Raw genomic sequence first — 18,834 nt, 5'->3', positions numbered from 1 at the left:
AGCCGCACGTCGACACCGTCGCGCCCCGCCGCCCGTCACATCTCCAGCAGCCAGCGCCCGCCGCCCATCAGGGAACACAGTGACACCGCGTGGAACAGGAACAGCCACAGACCGGCGGGGACGTTCGTCAGCCGGGCGAGCTGGTCGGCGTCCGAGTCCCGGGCGCCCCCGCGGGACCGCTTGGCCTGCAGCTCGAAGGCCGGGCGTACACCGCCGAGCAGCAGGAACCACACCGCCGCGTACGCGAACGCCGCCTGCACCTGCGGACCGGTCAGCCAGGACACCGCCAGGAACGTGCCGCCGGTCAGCACCACGGTCAGCGCCCCGTACGCGTTGCGGATCATCACCAACATCGCCACCAGCAGCGCGGTCGCCAGCCACAGCAGCGCGGTGATGTGCCCGGCGGCGAGCAGGGCCGCACCGCCGAGGCCGAGCAGCGGGGGAGCGGTGTAGCCCGCGGCGGCGGTGAGGATCATGCCGAGCCCGTAGGGCTTGCCACGGCTGACCGTGAGGCCGCTGGTGTCGGAGTGGAGCCGGATGCCGGTGAGCGTCCGGCCGGTGACCAGTGCCACCAGGCCGTGGCCGCCCTCGTGCGCGATGGTGATCGCGTTGCGGGATATCCGCCACACGCTGTGCGGGACGACCACGGCGAGCGCCGCGACCATGGTCGCGATCACCACCCACAGAGCGGGGTCCGGCTGGCTGCCGAAGACCTCGTCCCAGATCGAGGCGATCGAGGTCGCTGCGGTGTTGCCCATGTTTCCCGGTGGCTCCTTCTCGTTGCGCTCGTTGCGCGCGGTCCGCAAGGTGGCACGCATGGACGGACGGTATCTGAGACGCCGACGTACCAGCGATCGTTCCTGACGGCAAAGGTGCCGATCAGAGCGTTAGAGCCCCGGACTGATCCGGGGCCCTTGCTCTACCCGTGCCGGCTGTGTGTCGGCCTGGAGGCACCTGTGACCACCCCAGGCGTGCTGGTGAGCCACTGGATGTCGCGTTCGCGACCGCGCTGGGTGGGGACTGCCTGGCCGATGTGAGCACGCCCGAACACCGGAAGCAGTGCCGCCTTGAACGAGTGCCCGCCCGTTGGTCCTTCGTCAGCGGAACAGCCGGAAAGCCGTTCGGAGCTCATCGACCAACGTAGTCGGCTGTTCGAGGGCGGCGAAGTGCCCGCCCCGGTCGAGTTCGTTCCAGTACCGCAGGTCGGGGAATTGGGGCTGCGCCAAACGGCGAGTCGGTCGGTAGATGTCCACCGGGAAGACGGAACATCCGGTCGGCACCGGGACGGGCCCCTGGTAGCGGCCGGCGGTGGCGTAGCTTTCCCAGTAGATGCGGGCCGCTGAGGCCCCGGTGGCCGGTACCCAGTACATCATGATGTTGTCGAGGAGCTCATCGTTCGTGAAGACGGTACCGGGGGCGCCGACACAGTCGCTCCACGCCTGAAACTTCTCAATGATCCAAGCGGCGAGCGTGGCGGGCGAGTCGGTCAGGCCATAGCCGACGGTCTGCGGGCTGCTCGCCTGCACGGTGGCGTACGCCGACCCCTGGGCGCGGTGTCCGGCGAGCGCGTCCAGAGCCGAACGGTCCGTCTCGGTGAGGTCGTCGGTGCTCTCCGGCTCGGGGAACGGCACCATGTTCAGGTGGATGCCGATGACGTTCCGCGGGTGCCGCCTGCCGAGGGTCATCGTTATCCGGGCACCCCAGTCGCCGCCTTGGGCACCGTAGCGCGAGTAGCCGAGCCTGCTCATCAGCTCGTCCCATGCATCGGCGATCCGTTCGGCGCCCCATCCGGTCTTGGACGGCTTGCCGCTGAACCCGAATCCCGGCAGGGACGGGCACACGACGTGGAACGCATCGGCCGCGCTGCCACCGAACGCGACGGGATCAGTGAGCGGATCGATGACCTTGTGGAATTCGGCGACCGAGCTGGGCCAGCCGTGCGTCATCAGTAGCGGGACCGCGTCCGGGTGCGGCGAGCGGGCATGGATGAAATGGATACGCAGCCCGTCGATCTCGGTGGTGAACTGCGGGAACCGGTTGAGCCGTGCCTCCGCTGCGTGCCAGTCGTACTCTTCCAGCCAGTACCGGCACAACTCGCGGAGGTAAGTCAGCGGCGTGCCCTGCGACCAGTCGCCGACGGTCTCAGGCTCGGGCCATCGGGTCCGGCGCAGCCGCTCCTGCACGTCAGCCACAGCGGTTTCCGGGATGCTGATGTGGAACGGGACGATGGCCCCGGACGGTCCGGTCATGGGCACGCTGCTCCTTCAGGTGACCTGGATGATGGTGCGAACGCTCACGTGTTGTCGGTCCGCGCTCAGGTTGTCGCTTGCGTATGGCCGGATGTGACTGGCTGGCAGCACACCCTCACCTGCGGGAACGCGCTGCGCTCACGGACGCGGTTCTGACCGCGATCCGCCGCCGCGACCCGCCGCAGGCCGTCGCCCTGGCCGAGGGGTATGACAGGCCTCCGGCGCCCCTGGGCCCGCCTCATTCCGCCGAACGGGCATTCGCCCGCACCCCGGGATTGTCACGGAACCAGGCGCTGGTGACCGCTGACGCCAGTGCGGCCGCGCACATGGCCAACCAGGCGACGCGGAAGCCGTGCAGTGCCTGGTGCCCGAGGATCGCGGTGAGGACCGCGACACCGAGGGCCGATGAGATCTGCCGGGACATCATGAGCGCCGCGCTGCCGAGCGAGATCCGGTTGGGCGGCAATGTGGCCGCCGAGCCGAACAGCGGCGGCTGCAACAGCGCGGTGCTGATACCGGCGAGTATCGCGCCGGGCAGGAACACGACGAGGTACTCCGGCCGGTCCGTCGCGGTCAGTGCCCACCAGCCGCAGCCTGCCGCGAGGGCCAGCCCGCCCAGCACCGCCGAGATCCGCGCGCCGACGCGGGCCACGATACGGCCGGACAGCAGTGCCGTCGCCATGGTGCTGGCAGGCATCGGGGCGATGCCCAGCGCCGCGGCCACGACCGAGTAGTGCCAGCGACCGGTGAAGAAGAGTGTGGCCGCCAGGATCATCGCGGCGAACGCCAGGTAGTACAGGAACACGCCGCTGACCGCGACAGTGAACAGCCGGTGCCGGAAAAGATCGAAGCTGATCACCGGATCGGGGGTCCGGCGAAGGTGGCGCACGGTCAGCGCCCCCAGCAGGACGGTCGCCGTGGCGCACCCGAGGATGGCCTCGGAACCGTATCCCCAGACGGGGGCCTGCGTGAACACGGTCGTCAGGCCGGCCGCGGTGGCCAGGACCAGTGCCGCCCCCGGCAGGTCCAGGCGCTCGCGGACGCCCCGCGGGGATGCCGGGAGCACACGGCGTCCGGCCAGCACCGCGACCGCCACGACGGGAATGTTGATCAGGAAGATCCACTGCCACCCGGCGGCCAGCAGAAGCCCCCCGATCACCGGGCCGCTTCCGGCGCCGGCCGCGGCGACCGCGGTCCAGATGCCCATCACCGTGGCATGTTCACGCTGGGGGAAGGCGGGAAGCGCGAGGCCGAGAGAGGTCGGTATGAGAATCGCACCCGCCACGGCCTGCACGACCCGAGCCGCCACCAGCGCGGCAAGCACCGGGGAAGCGGCGCAGCTCAGCGAAGCCACCCCGAACAAGGTCATCCCCAGCAGGAACGCGGGCTTGCGGCCGATGTCGTCCGCCAGCCTCCCCGCCGGCACCAGCATGGCCGCGAGCACGATGGTGTAGGCGTTGAGCACCCAGGACACCTCGGACAGGCTGGTGCCATGGAACGTTCGCTCCAGCGCGGGGAAGGCGACGTTGACCGCGAACAGGTCCAGGATGGCGAGGAACTGCGCGGCCGACGCGACCGCCAGGATCCGCCACCGCCGGCTGTCGGCGCGCGTGACGGCAGGAGACTCCGTGTTGTGTGCTATCACGTCTCGTCACCGTACAGAGCCACTTTGGCCATCACGAGTAGCGTGTCTGCCATCATCCGATGACTCGTCACTGGCCGGAATTCCAGGAAGTTTGGCGGACACACAGTTGGTCCGGGCGAGCTTCGGCCGCGGCGCGGGCAGCATCTGGAAGTGCGTCGATGATCTTGGTGATGGCGCGGTCGTCGTGGGCGGCCGTGACGAACCATGCTTCGTAGACGCTTGGCGGCAGGGCGACTCCGTGTTCCAGCATGGCGTGGAAGAACGGTGGGAACCGGAAGGTCTCCTGCGCCTGTACGGCTTCGTAGTCCCGAGCCGGCTCCGGAGAGAACAAGATGGAGAACAGGTTGCCGGCGGACTGAACTGTGTGGGCCACGCCGGCTTCCGTGAGGGCGTCGGACACCGCTGCCCGAATCGTGCCGCTGGCCTGGTCGAGTCGGGTGTAGGTCTCTTGGTCCGCGAGCTGGAGAGTGGCGAGGCCGGCTGCGACGGCCAGCGGGTTCCCGGACAGGGTCCCGGCTTGGTACACGGGGCCGTCCGGGGCGAGGTATCCCATGATGTCGCTTCTGCCGCCGACTGCGGCTACGGGCATGCCGCCGCCGATCACTTTGCCGAAGGTGACCAGGTCAACGTCGTAGGGCTCTGCGGAACGCGTCCTTTCCAGACCCCAGTAACCGTCGGGGGCGACTCTGAACCCGGTGAGGACTTCATCGAGAATCAGCAAGGCGCCGTTCTCGTGGGCGATCGAGGCGAGAGCGGCGTTGTATCCGTGGTCGGGTGCGACGACCCCCATGTTCGCGGCTGCCGCTTCAACGATCACTGCTGCGATCTGTCCCGAGTGGGCCGCGAAAGCGGCCCGTACCGCGGCGAGGTTGTTGTAGGGCAGGACGATGGTCTGCGCGGCGATCGGCTCGGGAACGCCGACCGAGGCGGGCAGGCCGAAGGTGGCCACGCCGGAGCCCGCGGCGGCGAGGAGACCGTCGGAGTGGCCGTGGTAGTGGCCGCCGAACTTCACCAACAGCGGCTTGCCGGTGAAGCCGCGCGCCAGGCGGATCGCGGTCATGGTCGCCTCGGTGCCGGTGGAGACGAGACGCAACTCGTCGATGAGCCCGCCTGCCGCACGTGTGCCGCCGAGCCGTTCGACGACAAGCTCGGCCAGCTCTGTCTCGGCCGGGGTCGTGGCGCCGAACGAGAGGCCCCGGGATGCGGCGTCCTGAACCGCGGTGACGACCTCCGGGTGAGCGTGACCGAGGATCGCCGGTCCCCAGGAGGCGACGAGGTCGACGTACTCGCGCCCTTCGACGTCTGTGACGTAGGGGCCGCAGGCGGAGACGATGAAGCGGGGCGCACCGCCGACCGACCGGAATGCGCGCACCGGCGAGTTGACCCCGCCCGAGATGACCTTCTGCGCCCGGGCGAAATGGGACTCATTGCTTGGTGTCATGCTCATCGTTCGATCAGCCTCGTGGCGAGTTCGACGGCCTGGTAGGTGAGCACCGCGTCCGCGTCCGGCGCGGGGATGCCGGTGACAGTCTCCAGAATCGCCCGGTCCCGGTCGATCCAGCCGTGTGCAGCGGGAGTTTGTGGGTCGCTGCGACGAGTTGGCGTATCGCCGACGTTCCCCGTAAGCGGCGGGGGCGGACGGTCGGAGTGGATGGAGCAGCCATATCGGCAGTCTAGGACTGGGCCCACCGGACTGATTCAGGTATACGGCGCAGGACGCCGCGCGGGTGGTCGTTCCTGCGCCATTCCCGTGGATACCCCAATGAGACTTCCTGGCAGAGGGTAATGCCGCGGCGTCAGCGGGTCTGCGCATTGTGGGTAGGTGAGGGGCGTGACCCAGGTGGAAGGATCCGCAGCTGGAACCTTGGCGAGAAGACGTACCAGATCGCCGAACTCCAGCCGCTGCTGGAGGTCGTTGCAACTCGCTGGTCCGGTAACACGCAGCGTGGCAGAGCGATTTGGCGGAATCTCGCCGTAGGGGCCGTGAGTGACTCGAACTTATCGGCACGCCGTGACACTCCACGATCTCCCCGATATAGTCCGCCGAATGCTGACAGCGAGGCTTCACGGGATCGCGGACCTTCGGGTCGGGGACGAGCCCGCGCCGGAGGTCGGCGCGGGTGACACCCTGGTGAGGGTGACCGCGGTGGGGATCTGCGGGTCGGACCTGCACTGGTACGAAGACGGCTCGATCGGTGACGCGAAGCTGGAGCGGCCGCTGGTGCCCGGGCACGAGGGCGCCGGCGAGATCGTAGCCGGGCCGCGGCGCGGGGAGCGGGTCGCCATCGACCCGGCGATCCCGTGCGAAACGTGCCGGGCGTGCCGGGACGGGCGCCGGAACCTGTGCTACAACATCAGGTTCTCCGGGAACGGGGCGACGGACGGGATGATGCGCGAGGTCATGCCGTGGCCGTCGCATCGGCTGCACCCGCTGCCCGACTCGATATCCGACGTGGGCGGCGCGATGCTGGAGCCCCTGGGCGTCGCGCTGTGGGCACTGGACCTGGGACAGGTGCCGTTCGGCGGCACGGTGGCGGTCGTAGGCTGTGGCCCGGTCGGCCTGCTGCTGATCCAACTGCTGCGGGCGGCAGGGGTGTCCCGCCTGATCGCGGTCGAGCCACTCCCGCACCGCCGCGAAGCCGCCGCCAAGTGGGGCGCCGACGAAACCCTCGACCCGTCTCGCGCCCCTGCATCCACGTCGACTCCCGCTCCAGCGGCGACAGATCCCGACTTTTCCTTGTGCGGAGTTGACGTCGCATTCGAAATGGTCGGGAACGACGACGGGGTGCGCATCGCCATGGAGTCCGTACGACCGGGCGGGCGCGTGGTGCTCGGCGGCATCCCGGGCTCGGACACGACGACGTTCCGCGCCTCACTCGCCCGCGGCAAGGAGTTGACCATCGCGATGGTGCGCCGGTCGAACGATGTCTACCCGCGCGCCATCGACCTGGCCGCGCGCGGCGTGGTGACGCTCGACCCCCTGGTGACGTCCCGGTTCCCGCTGGCCGAGGCGCCTGCCGCGTTCGCCGCCGCCCAGCGCCGCACCGGCCTGAAAGTCGTCATCACGCTGTAACCGTCGTCGGTTGATCGGTTCACGACGGCCGTCACGTGCCTGGCGCCGGTGATTTCGCCGTCATGCCGTCGGGCTTCTGATTTGTCTTCCCGCCGGGGCGCGGCGGCTCAGCTGTTTTCCCGTCATTATTGTGACCGACTTGCCGCTTGAGCGCCATTTGGTCGCCGCCGGTGCGGCGCACGTGCGACCGGCGCAAAGCGGATCTTGGGTGGCGAAACTGGCGCTGATGGAGCGCCCACCCCGGCGCTCCACTTGACTCTTCCTTGAAGATGGTTGGGTTGACCCTCAAGAGCGCGATCACCTAGTCTAAAAATTAACTGCTAGTGGCAACTAGTGTAGTCGGTGGCTTTATTGCAGTTGGCCTCCGGCGGGAGGGGAAGATGTCCGATTTAGCGGCAAACGGTATAGTGACGGAACCGATTGCGATCATCGGGATGGCGTGTCGGTACCCCGGGGGACTGGAATCTCCAGAAAGACTGTGGGAATTCCTCACGGCGGACTCCGAGGCCCTCTCCGATTTTCCCGCCGACCGGGACTGGAACCTCGACCGTCTCCGCTCGGATCCCGCTCGGGCCGGTTCCAGCTCAGTGGACCGGGGCGGGTTCCTCGACGCCGCCGAATTTGACGCCGCGTTTTTCAGCATATCGCCGCGAGAAGCGGTCGCCATGCATCCCGAGCAGCGTATCCTGCTCGAAGTGTCGTGGGAGGCATGCGAACACGCCATGTTGGACCCGCTATCGGTGAGCGGGATGAACATGGGAGTGTTCGCGGCGCGGCTGTCGACCGAATACGGGCCGCCGATGCATCTGGCGCCGGAAGGTTCCTCCGGGCTGATGCTCACCGGGACCACACCCAGCGCGATCAGCGGCCGGATCGCCTACACGCTGGGTGTCGTCGGGCCGGCGATCACGATAGACACGGCCTCCTCCGGTTCTCTGGTCGCGATCCACCTGGCGGTGCAGGCGCTCCGGGCCGGGGAATGCGACCTCGCGCTGGCCGGCGGCGTCTCGGTCATGCCCGCGCCGGGGTTGTTCACCGAGTTCACCAGGCAGCAGGGGCTCGCGCCGGACGGCCGGCCGAAGCCCTTCTCCGCTGACGCGGACGGCACGGCCTGGTCCGAGGGGGCGGGCATGGTCATGCTCGCCCGGCTGTCGGATGCCCGGGCGAACGGCCATCGGGTCCTCGCGGTGATCCGCGGCTCCGCGGTCAACTCCGACGGCGCGACCGAGGGCTTGGTCGTGCCGAGCGCTCCCGCGCAGGAACGGCTGATTGTCCGGGCGCTGGCGAATGCCGGCCTGTCGCCTGCCGATGTGGACGCGGTGGAGGCACACGGATCGGGGACCAGGGCCGGTGACCGGGCAGAGGCACTGGCCCTCATGGCCACCTACGGCGGTAGTCGTCCGGTGGGGCGGCCGTTATGGGTGGGGAGTGTGAAGGCGAATATTGGTCATTCCCAGGCTGCTGCTGGTGTGGCGGGGGTGATCAAGATGGTGATGGCGTTGCAGCATGAGGTGCTGCCTGGGTTGGTGCATTTCTCGTCGCCGTCGCGTCATGTGGATTGGGAAGGCGGCGGGGTGGTGCCGCTGGCGAAGTCGGTGGAGTGGCCGCGGGGGGATCGGCCGCGGCGGTGTGGGGTGTCGTCGTTCGGGATCAGTGGGACGAACGCGCACGTGATCATCGAGGAGTCGCCGGAGGAGTCGCCGGGGGTGGCGCCGGGGGTGGCGTCGGGGGTGGCGTCGGGGGTGGCGTCGGGGGTGGTGCAGTCGGTGACGCCGTTGGTGGTGTCGGCGCGTGGTGAGGGGGCGTTGCGGGAGTTGGCGGGGAGGCTGCTTGGGGTGGTGGAGGTTGAGCGGCCGGAGGATGTGGGGTTTTCGCTGGCGGTGACGCGGTCGCGGTTTGATCACCGTGCGGTGGTGGTGGGTTCTGGTCGTGAGGAGCTGGTGTCCGGGCTGGTGTCGTTGTCGCGTGGGGAGTCGGCTGCGGGGGTGGTGCGGGGGACGGCGTGGGTGGATCCGCGGCCGGTTTTCGTGTTCCCGGGGCAGGGGGGGCAGTGGCCTGGGATGGCGGTGGCTTTGGCGGAGTCTTCGCCGGTGTTTGCGAAGTGTCTGGCGGAGTGTGGTGAGGCGCTGGGGCGTTATGTGTCGTGGTCGTTGGCGGATGTGCTGGCGGGTGCGGTGGGGGCGCCGAGTCTTGACCGGGTCGATGTGGTGCAGCCGGTGTTGTGGGCGGTGATGGTGTCGCTGGCCCGGGTGTGGCGTGAGTACGGGGTGGAGCCGGCGGCGGTGGTGGGGCATTCCCAGGGGGAGATCGCTGCGGCGTGTGTGGCGGGGGCGTTGTCGCTGGATGACGGGGCTCGGGTGGTGGCGCGGCGTAGTCAGGCGTTGGTGCCGCTGCTGGGCAGTGGGGCGATGCTGTCGTTGGGGCTGGGGGCGGCGCGGGCGCGGGAGTGGGTAGCCCGGTGGGGGTCGCGGTTGTCGGTGGCTGCGGTGAACGGGCCGGAGTCGGTGGTGGTGTCCGGTGATCCGGAGGCGGTCGCGCAGTTGCAGGCGGAGTGTGAGGCTGCTGGTGTTCGTGCGCGTGCCGTGAATGTGGATTACGCGTCGCACAGCGATCATGTCGAGCCGGTCAGGGCGGAGTTGCTGGATGCGCTGGCGGGGGTGCGGCCGCGGGCGGGGTCGGTGCCGATGTTCTCGACGGTGACCGGGGATCTGGTCGGTCATGAGCTGCTTGATGCGGAGTACTGGTGGCGCAATCTGCGTCGGCCGGTGGAGTTCGAGGCGGCGTCGCGCAGCCTGCTGGCAGCAGGTCATCATGTGTTCATCGAGGTCAGTCCGCATCCGGTGCTGGCGTTCGGGCTGGAAGGCACGATCGAGGCGGCACGAGCCGATGCCGTGGTGGTCGGCACCTTGCGTCGTGACGACGGCGGCCCGGACCGTATGACCGCCTCCCTGGCCCAGGCCCACGTCCACGGGGTCCCGGTCGACTGGAACACCTACTTCGCCCCGGCCCGGCCCCGCCGCATCCCCCTGCCCACCTACCCCTTCCAACGCCAACGCTACTGGCTCACCGCTCCCGATCTGTCCGCGGCCGGCCGGGATCCAGCCGACGGCGTCGGACCCGCGGCGGCGACCGTCGAACAGGAGCCGCCGGCCGCGGGCGGTGGATCAGTCACCGCCCCGCGCGACGTGTGGGATCTGCTGGCGGGCGAGATCGCCGCCGTGCTCGGCCTGGAAGCGCCGGCTCTGGTAGCGGCGGACCTCTCGTTCAAGACGCTGGGGTTCGAGTCGATGACCAGCGTGGAACTCCGTAACCGGCTGTGCGCCGCGACGGGGCTCCGGCTGCCGACCACCCTCGTCTATGACTACCCGTCACCGCGCGAGCTCGCCGACTACCTGCTCGCCGAGCTCGGCCCGGGCAGCCCCGGCGACGCCGACCACGACGCCGACCACGGCGTCGACCACGGCGTCGCCCCGGTGCCCGCTGCCCGCGGCGAGCGCACGTTTGACGACATGGACGGCGATGAGCTCGTGCGGCTCGCGCTGCGCAAGCAAGCGCCCAAGTGACATCGGCTGATCAGCCATCAGCTGCTTATTCCCGTGATCGCCCATGCTCTGGGGGTACGTTGAACACGTCGGTTGAAGAGTTAGTCGAAGCACTGCGCGAGTCGCTGAAGGAGAACGAGCGACTCAAGGCCAGGATCAACGAGCCGATCGCGATCATCGGGATGTCGTGCAGGTTCCCCGGCGGTGTGATGTCGCCGAAAGACCTGTGGGAGCTGGTGGCAGCCGGTGGCGACGCGATCGGGCCGTTCCCCTCCGACCGTGGTTGGGACACCGACGGTCTCTACCACCCCGATGCGGATCACCCTGGAACGACCTACGTGCGCGAGGGCGGGTTCCTGCGGGACGCCGCCTACTTCGACGCGGGGTTCTTCGGGATCACGCCGCGGGAGGCAGCTGCCATCAACCCGCAGCAGCGGCTGCTGCTCGAATGCGCGTGGGAATCCTTTGAGCAGGCCGGCATCGACCCGGCCACCCTCGTCGGCAGCCGCACCGGCGTCTTCACCGGCGTGATCTACCAGGACTACAGCGTCCCGTTGCAGTCCCCGCCGCATGACGCGGAGGGGTACCTGCTGACCGGCGAACTCACAAGCGTCGCCTCTGGCCGGATCGCCTACACGATGGGACTGCAGGGGCCGGCGATCACGATCGATACGGCGTGCTCCTCGTCCCTCGTCGCCCTGCACACGGCGGCCGAATCGCTGCGCCGCGGCGAGTGCTCGCTCGCGCTGGCGGGCGGCGCGACGGTGATGTCCCACCCGCGTGTGATCACCGAGATGTCACGGCAGGGCGCGCTGTCACCCGACGGCCGGTCGAAGCCGTTCTCCGACAGCGCGGACGGGGCGGGCTGGGGCGAGGGCGCCGGGCTTCTCCTCCTGGAGCGGTTGTCGGATGCCCGGGCGAACGGTCATCGGGTCCTTGCGGTGATCCGCGGGTCCGCGGTCAACTCCGACGGCGCGAGCAACGGCCTTACGGCGCCGAACGGGCCATCGCAGCAACGGGTCATCCGGGACGCCCTGCGAGCCTCCGGCCTGGCGCCCGCCGATGTGGACGCGGTGGAGGCGCATGGGACCGGCACCACGCTCGGAGACCCGATCGAGGCAGGCGCCCTTATCGGGACGTACGGGGCCGACCGTCCGGTGGGGCGGCCGTTATGGGTGGGGAGTGTGAAGGCGAATATTGGTCATTCCCAGGCTGCTGCTGGTGTGGCGGGGGTGATCAAGATGGTGATGGCGTTGCAGCATGAGGTGCTGCCTGGGTTGGTGCATTTCTCGTCGCCGTCGCGTCATGTGGATTGGGAAGGCGGCGGGGTGGTGCCGCTGGCGAAGTCGGTGGAGTGGCCGCGGGGGGATCGGCCGCGGCGGTGTGGGGTGTCGTCGTTCGGGATCAGTGGGACGAACGCGCACGTGATCATCGAGGAGTCGCCGGAGGAGTCGCCGGGGGTGGCGCCGGGGGTGGCGTCGGGGGTGGCGTCGGGGGTGGCGTCGGGGGTGGTGCAGTCGGTGACGCCGTTGGTGGTGTCGGCGCGTGGTGAGGGGGCGTTGCGGGAGTTGGCGGGGAGGCTGCTTGGGGTGGTGGAGGTTGAGCGGCCGGAGGATGTGGGGTTTTCGCTGGCGGTGACGCGGTCGCGGTTTGATCACCGTGCGGTGGTGGTGGGTTCTGGTCGTGAGGAGCTGGTGTCCGGGCTGGTGTCGTTGTCGCGTGGGGAGTCGGCTGCGGGGGTGGTGCGGGGGACGGCGTGGGTGGATCCGCGGCCGGTTTTCGTGTTCCCGGGGCAGGGGGGGCAGTGGCCTGGGATGGCGGTGGCTTTGGCGGAGTCTTCGCCGGTGTTTGCGAAGTGTCTGGCGGAGTGTGGTGAGGCGCTGGGGCGTTATGTGTCGTGGTCGTTGGCGGATGTGCTGGCGGGTGCGGTGGGGGCGCCGAGTCTTGACCGGGTCGATGTGGTGCAGCCGGTGTTGTGGGCGGTGATGGTGTCGCTGGCCCGGGTGTGGCGTGAGTACGGGGTGGAGCCGGCGGCGGTGGTGGGGCATTCCCAGGGGGAGATCGCTGCGGCGTGTGTGGCGGGGGCGTTGTCGCTGGATGACGGGGCTCGGGTGGTGGCGCGGCGTAGTCAGGCGTTGGTGCCGCTGCTGGGCAGTGGGGCGATGCTGTCGTTGGGGCTGGGGGCGGCGCGGGCGCGGGAGTGGGTAGCCCGGTGGGGGTCGCGGTTGTCGGTGGCTGCGGTGAACGGGCCGGAGTCGGTGGTGGTGTCCGGTGATCCGGAGGCGGTCGCGCAGTTGCAGGCGGAGTGTGAGGCTGCTGGTGTTCGTGCGCGTGCCGTGAATGTGGATTACGCGTCGCACAGCGATCATGTCGAGCCGGTCAGGGCGGAGTTGCTGGATGCGCTGGCGGGGGTGCGGCCGCGGGCGGGGTCGGTGCCGATGTTCTCGACGGTGACCGGGGATCTGGTCGGTCATGAGCTGCTTGATGCGGAGTACTGGTGGCGCAATCTGCGTCGGCCGGTGGAGTTCGAGGCGGCGTCGCGCAGCCTGCTGGCAGCAGGTCATCATGTGTTCATCGAGGTCAGTCCGCATCCGGTGCTGGCGTTCGGGCTGGAAGGCACGATCGAGGCGGCACGAGCCGATGCCGTGGTGGTCGGCACCTTGCGTCGTGACGACGGCGGCCCGGACCGTATGACCGCCTCCCTGGCCCAGGCCCACGTCCACGGGGTCCCGGTCGACTGGAACACCTACTTCGCCCCGGCCCGGCCCCGCCGCATCCCCCTGCCCACCTACCCCTTCCAACGCCAACGCTACTGGCTCAGCGAATCGCCGCGCGCCGGGCTGACCGACCTCGCGGCGGCCGGACTCGAGCGTCCCACGCACCCGCTCATCGGTGCCGGTGTGCAGCTCGCGGATACGGACGGGCACCTGTTCACCGCCCGTCTGTCGCGTGACAGTCATCCGTGGCTGGCGGACCACGTCGTCGGAGAGGAGGTGATCCTCCCCGGTACCGCCATCCTGGAACTCGCCTTGCGGGCAGGGGAGCAGGTGGGTGCCGAATGGGTGGACGAGCTCGTCCTCGAGGCCCCGCTGGTGCTGCCCGACGATGACACCGTCCAGGTCCAGCTCACCGTCGACACGGTGGACGACGAGGGAAGGCGCCGCGTCAGCGTGCACTCCCGACGCGGTGGCATCGGCGAGTGGACCCGCCACGCGACCGGCGTGCTGTCCCCGTCATGGGAGCCGCCGGCCGACGGGTTCGCGGAGTGGCCGCCGGCCGGTGCGGAGCCGATGAACGTGGACGCCGTTTACGACCTGGCAGACCGGGCCGGGATGCTGTACGGCCCTGCCTTCCGCGGCCTGAAGCGCCTGTGGCGGCGCGGCGACGAATTCTTCGCGGAATCGCGCCTGCCTGCGGAGACCGCCCCGGACGCCGAGCAGTACGGCCTGCATCCGGCACTGGCCGACGCGGTGTTGCACGGCTGCCTCGCCGCGATGGCCGACAAGAACGCGCTCAAGAACGAAGCGGTCCTGCCGTTCACCTGGACGGGGGTCGGCCTGTACACATTCGGCGTCCCCGCGGTCCGCGCGCGCATCACGACGACAGGCGACGCCGAATTCAGCGTCGATCTCGCCGACGAGGCGGGGAACCCGGTCGGCCGGATCGCGACGTTGGCCTTCCGGCCCGCCGGGTCCCTGCTGCGAGGGACGGCGCAGGCGCTGTCCGCGGTCCGCTGGACCTCCCTGGCCCCTCCGGCCGACGCCAAGTCCGACGGGGGGCTCTGGGTGCTCGCCACTGGCGGCGACGCCCTGGGCCGCCTGCTCGCCGACGCCGGAGTCGAGTTCGGCACCTGCCAGGATGCCGCGTCGGCCGCTCGCCGGCCAGGTGTGGTGCTGCTCGATGTCTCTCCCGCCACCGAACCCGACCCCGCCACCGACCCCGTCGGCGCCCGCGGCCGCGACGCCGCCGTCGGCCTGGCCCGTTCGGCTGTCGACGACGTACGGCAGGTGCTGTCCGGGATGAGGGAGTGGCTGGCCGCCACCGGGGACTCCCCGGCCCGGCTCGCGGTGATCACCCACCGCGCGGTGGGCACGGTGCCCGACGAGGACGTGGCCGATCTCGCAGGCGCCTCGGTATGGGGCCTGGTCAGAACAGCTCAGGCCGAGTATCCCGGCCGGTTCGTCCTGGTGGACCTCGACGACGAGCCGTCGTCGGCCGGCGCGCTGCCGCTGGCCCTGCAGACCGCGGAGGAGCAGATCGCGATCCGCGGCGGTCACCTGAGCACGCCGCGGATCGGTCCGCTGCGCACCGAGTCGGCGGCCCCGCCGCTGGCCGACCCGGATCGGACCGTGCTGATCACGGGGGGAACCGGCGGACTCGGCGGGCTGCTCGCGCGGCATCTGGCGGCAGAGCACGGAATCCGTCACCTGGTACTGGCCGGCCGACGCGGCGAGAGCTCCCCCGGGTGCCGCGAACTCGTCTCGGAGCTGGCCGAACTCGGGGCATCCGCCCAGGTCGCGGCCTGCGACGTCGCCGACTACGACGCGGTGTCCGAGCTGCTGAGCTCCATCCCGGCCGACCGGCCGCTCGGGGCGGTGATCCACGCGGCCGGAGTCCTCGACGACGGGACCATCGAGACGCTCACCGACGCTCAGATCGAGCGCGTCATGCGCGCCAAGGTGGACGGCGCCGTGAACCTGCACCTGCTGACGAGGGACCGCCAGCTGTCCGCTTTCATCATGTACTCATCGGTGGCGGGTGTCCTCGGCACGCCGGGGCAGGCCAACTACGCGGCGGGCAACGCCTTCCTCGACGCACTGGTGCACCACCGACGGGCGCGAGGGCTGCCGGGCATCTCGCTGGCCTGGGGGCCGTGGGAACTCGAGACCGGCATGACCGAGGCCTTGACCGAGGTGGACCACGCCCGGCTCGCCCGGTGGGGACTGCTGCCGCTGGACGCCCACGACGGCTGCGCGCTGTTCGACGCGGCCCGCGCCGCCGACGCCCCGCTCGCCATCCCCTGCCGCATCCGGTTGACCCGGGGACTCGACGCCCGACTCATCCCGGCGATGCTCCGGGACATGGTCCGGGACGCGCCGCGGCTTCGCCAGGCCAAGAGCGCGGTGAAGGTGGATTCCAGTGCGGGAGAACGCGAGCGGCTTCGCGAATACCTCACCAGCCTGCCCGCCGAGCGGCGGCATGCCGAACTGGTCCGGATCGTCGCCCAGCACGCGGCCGAGGTCGCGAACCTCTCCTCCGCCGACGACGTCGCCCCCGACCTGCCGCTGATGTCGCTCGGCTTCGATTCCCTGGCGTCTCTCGAACTCCGCAACCGGCTCGTGCACCTGCTCGGGCTGACCGGGCACCTGTCGGCCAACGCCGTCTTCCAGACGCCGACGCCCGACGGGCTCGCGGCCCGTATCGCCGCGATCTTGACCGGCGAGGAGGAGACGCCTCGGGCGCCGGCCGAGGCGGCGTCCCCGGCGCACGTGCGGTTGGCCGACGACATCGTTCCCGCCGCGGACTCTGCCCCCGCGTCCCTGGCGGACGCCAAGCACCTGTTCGTTACCGGCGGAACGGGATTCCTCGGCGCCTTTCTGCTGCGCGAACTGCTCGACCGGACGTCGGCCATCCTGCACTGCCTGGTCCCGGCGGCCGACGCCGACGAGGGCGCGGCAGGGCTGCGGGAGACGATGCGTCGATACCGGCTCTGGGACGATGACGTGTCCGACCGGCTGGTTCCGGTGCCGGGGGACATCACCAAGTCCCGCCTCGGCCTGACGGAGGACGAGTTCGACGCGCTGGCGAAGACGGCCGACGGCGTCTTCCACTGCGACGCCGTCGTCGACGTGCCCTACCGTGACCAGGACCTCGAGTCCGCGAACGCAACCGGGACCGAGGACGTGCTGCGGCTGGCCGCACGGCACCGGACGGTGCCGGTGCACCACGTCTCGACGCTCGCTGTTTTCGCGCAGCCGGGCCTCGACGGGCAGCCGCTGGCCGAGGACTCGCCCACCGGCCCGTTCTCGGCCCTGTCGCATGGTTATGAGCAGAGCATGTGGGTCGCGGAGGGGCTGGTCGCCATCGCGCGCGAACGCGGCCTGCCCGTCTCGACGTACCGGCTGTCGCGGGTGTTGGGCCACCACGAGACCGGGGTATGCCGGGCAGAGGACCTGCTCTGGCGTGTCGTGAAGGGCTGCGTCCAGGCGGGCGCGGCCCCCGTGACCGAGCTGACCAGCGACATCATCCCCGTCGACTACGCGGCGGCGGCCGTTGCCGCCCTGGCCTGCCACGGGCAGTCGCTGGGCGGGACATTCCATCTGTCCAACCCGGACCGGGTGCCCTTCGCCACGGTCATCGCCGGCCTCACCGCCCGCGGCTACCCCCTGGCGGAGCTTCCGCCGGGGCTGTGGGCCGACATGGTGCGCAGCGATCCGGACAACGCCGCCTACCCGGTGCTGGAGGCCTTCTCCGAGATCGCCCTGAACCCCGATGGCCACGGCAACCTGACATTCGAGTGCGCCGCCACGCGCGACACGCTCGGGTCTGTCGGCGTGTCCTGCCCCCCGGTGACCGCCGGGATGCTCGCCGCGAACATCGACTACCTCATCGAGACGGGTTACCTGCCGACCCCCCAGGAGGCTTCCAGGCGATGAGCGGCCACTATCACCTCGCCCAGGCGAACATCCTCTATGCGGTTGACTCGCTGAAGTCGGAGACCCTCGCCGACTTCCATGAGCTGGCCTTGACCGTCGACGCCCTTGCCCGCAAGGCGCCGGGGTTCGTCTTCCGACTTGAATCCCTGTTCGATCTCCCCGAAGACCCGTACATGTTGAACATCTCGGTGTGGGAGACCCTGGAGGCGCTTCGGGACTTCACCTACGGCGGCGAGCACGCCGACTCCCTGCGGATGCGCCGGAAATGGTTCAAGCCGCCGCGCGGCGCCCCGTCGGTCCTGTGGTGGCTGCCCGCGGGCAGCCTCCCCGACGTCGATGAGAGCATGGCCCGGCTCGGGATGCTCAACGCCAAGGGACCGACGTCGGAAGCCTTCACGTTCCGGCGCCCCTTCCCGCCGCCTCTGTCCTGAAAGGACGAACCGATGCATCCGGAGAACCACTCACCGACAGCGTCGCCGCAAGAGGCGCTGCGGGCATTCCGTGAGTTCGCGCAGGCCACTCTTCTCGGGCACGACGCGGAGTTCGATTCGGGCGCGGAGCCGCCCTTGGAGCTTTACCAGCCGCTGCACAAGATGGGGCTGCTGAACTGGTGGCTTCCCGCGGAGTACGGGGGCGCGGGCCTCGGTCTGGCCGACAGCGTCGACATCGTGTCGGAGCTCGCCTACGCCGACGCGGGATCGGCTTTCACGCTCCTCATCTCCATCCTCAGCAGCACCATGGTTTCCCTGTATGGATCGCCGGAGCTGAAAGAGGAGTTCCTCACGGCGATGACGCGCGACGGCGGCTACTCGGCTGCCCTGGGCAGCGAGCGGGAGGCCGGAAGCGAGCTGATCAACCTCACGACCACGCTGACCAGGCGTGGCGATCACGTGGTGCTCAACGGCGAGAAGATGTTCTCGACCAACTCCGGCTTCGCCGATTACCTCATCGTGTTCGCCAAGTCCGCCGGGGAAAGGGAAGGGTCCGCCTCCTACCATGCGGTCCTGGTTCCCCGCGGCACCCCGGGCGTCCGCGTGGTCAAACGGTGGGACATGATCGGCCTCCGGTCGGCGGGCACCTACCAGGTGTCATTCTCCGACTGCGTCGTGCCGAGCGGTAACGTCCTGAACGGTCCCGGGCTCAAGATAATCGAGGTCGGCCTCAATTCCAGCAGGATCCTGATCGGGGCCATCGCGCTCGGCGTGGCCCGGAGAATCCGCGATATCTGCCTGGACTACGCGATCAGGAAACCGCTGGGCGGCCACACGCTCATCGAGAACGCGGTTTTCGCGAGCAAGATGGGGCAGATGGAGATGCAGATCGACGTCATGCGCAACCAGTGTCTCTCGGCCGCGCGTGATTACGACGACGTCATGGCTATGGCCGACCCGCCGAGCGAATTCCTCAAGCGCGGCGCGCTGCGGTCCGCGTTGACCACCAAGATGTTCTGCGGCCAGACCGGCTGGCAGATCGCCACCATGGGATCGGAGATGTTCGGCGGCCTGGGCTATACGAGTGAGATGCCCATGTCCAAGTATCTCCGGGACATCAGGGCGGTGACCATCGTCGAGGCCGGGGATGACGTGCTGCGTGAACTCATCTTCCGGCGGTTCGTGCTCCCTCCCAACCGTAGGATCTGAGGTAGCTGAGAATGGGTCAGAGGTCGCTC

The 18,834-nt window shown here is 69.6% G+C and carries 9 protein-coding genes; 5 read left to right on the top strand and 4 right to left on the bottom strand.

All coding sequences use genetic code 11. The features are described 5' to 3' along the window. Positions 1-35: 35 nt before the first annotated feature. The 4 genes from ACFYZJ_RS16005 to hemL all read right to left on the bottom strand — a co-directional run bounded on the left by ACFYZJ_RS16005 (position 36) and on the right by hemL (position 5,341). On the bottom strand, positions 36-758 hold the full coding sequence (locus ACFYZJ_RS16005; RefSeq protein ID WP_388568590.1) for a M50 family metallopeptidase: 723 nt from the start codon (positions 756-758) through the stop codon (positions 36-38). A 339-nt stretch (positions 759-1,097) separates the two neighbouring features. Beyond that, on the bottom strand, positions 1,098-2,249 hold the full coding sequence (locus ACFYZJ_RS16000) for an epoxide hydrolase family protein (RefSeq protein ID WP_388567871.1): 1,152 nt from the start codon (positions 2,247-2,249) through the stop codon (positions 1,098-1,100). A 238-nt stretch (positions 2,250-2,487) separates the two neighbouring features. Beyond that, on the bottom strand, positions 2,488-3,894 hold the full coding sequence (locus tag ACFYZJ_RS15995; RefSeq protein ID WP_388567867.1) for an MFS transporter: 1,407 nt from the start codon (positions 3,892-3,894) through the stop codon (positions 2,488-2,490). A 67-nt stretch (positions 3,895-3,961) separates the two neighbouring features. After that, complete coding sequence (gene hemL, locus ACFYZJ_RS15990; protein ID WP_388567865.1) at positions 3,962-5,341, bottom strand: glutamate-1-semialdehyde 2,1-aminomutase; 1,380 nt, start codon at positions 5,339-5,341, stop codon at positions 3,962-3,964. A gap of 600 nt (positions 5,342-5,941) precedes the next feature. Here hemL and ACFYZJ_RS15985 point away from each other — a divergent pair. The 5 genes from ACFYZJ_RS15985 to ACFYZJ_RS15965 all read left to right on the top strand — a co-directional run bounded on the left by ACFYZJ_RS15985 (position 5,942) and on the right by ACFYZJ_RS15965 (position 18,805). After that, positions 5,942-6,967 carry a zinc-binding dehydrogenase gene (locus tag ACFYZJ_RS15985; RefSeq protein ID WP_388567862.1) on the top strand — a complete coding sequence of 342 codons (1,026 nt, stop codon included), beginning with the start codon at positions 5,942-5,944 and terminating at the stop codon, positions 6,965-6,967. 380 nt (positions 6,968-7,347) lie between these two features. Further along, positions 7,348-10,530, top strand: coding sequence for a type I polyketide synthase (locus tag ACFYZJ_RS15980; RefSeq protein ID WP_388567859.1), 3,183 nt, complete (start codon positions 7,348-7,350; stop codon positions 10,528-10,530). 59 nt (positions 10,531-10,589) lie between these two features. Beyond that, positions 10,590-17,165: a type I polyketide synthase gene (locus ACFYZJ_RS15975; protein ID WP_388567857.1), complete on the top strand. Its 6,576-nt coding sequence runs from the start codon at positions 10,590-10,592 to the stop codon at positions 17,163-17,165. Next, complete coding sequence (locus tag ACFYZJ_RS15970; RefSeq protein WP_388567854.1) at positions 17,162-17,596, top strand: DUF3291 domain-containing protein; 435 nt, start codon at positions 17,162-17,164, stop codon at positions 17,594-17,596. Before ACFYZJ_RS15975 ends, ACFYZJ_RS15970 begins: the two co-directional genes overlap by 4 nt. A 12-nt stretch (positions 17,597-17,608) precedes the next feature. Further along, positions 17,609-18,805: an acyl-CoA dehydrogenase family protein gene (locus ACFYZJ_RS15965; RefSeq protein WP_388567851.1), complete on the top strand. Its 1,197-nt coding sequence runs from the start codon at positions 17,609-17,611 to the stop codon at positions 18,803-18,805. Positions 18,806-18,834 lie beyond the last annotated feature (29 nt).

This window comes from Streptomyces sp. NPDC001848, from assembly GCF_042891915.1.
Classification (GTDB): Bacteria; Actinomycetota; Actinomycetes; order Streptomycetales; family Streptomycetaceae; genus Streptomyces.
Note: the sequence above shows the minus strand (reverse complement) of the source record. Positions and strands in the feature narration are given on the sequence as shown.

What these genes read in the sequence shown, in the direction of transcription:
- ACFYZJ_RS16005 (WP_388568590.1), bottom strand. Translation starts at nt 758, where the DNA reads ATGGGCAACACCGCAGCGACCTCGATCGCCTCGATCTGGGACGAGGTC.
- ACFYZJ_RS16000 (WP_388567871.1), bottom strand. Translation starts at nt 2,249, where the DNA reads ATGACCGGACCGTCCGGGGCCATCGTCCCGTTCCACATCAGCATCCCG.
- hemL (WP_388567865.1), bottom strand. Translation starts at nt 5,341, where the DNA reads ATGAGCATGACACCAAGCAATGAGTCCCATTTCGCCCGGGCGCAGAAG.
- ACFYZJ_RS15985 (WP_388567862.1), top strand. Translation starts at nt 5,942, where the DNA reads ATGCTGACAGCGAGGCTTCACGGGATCGCGGACCTTCGGGTCGGGGAC.
- ACFYZJ_RS15980 (WP_388567859.1), top strand. Translation starts at nt 7,348, where the DNA reads ATGTCCGATTTAGCGGCAAACGGTATAGTGACGGAACCGATTGCGATC.
- ACFYZJ_RS15970 (WP_388567854.1), top strand. Translation starts at nt 17,162, where the DNA reads ATGAGCGGCCACTATCACCTCGCCCAGGCGAACATCCTCTATGCGGTT.
- ACFYZJ_RS15965 (WP_388567851.1), top strand. Translation starts at nt 17,609, where the DNA reads ATGCATCCGGAGAACCACTCACCGACAGCGTCGCCGCAAGAGGCGCTG.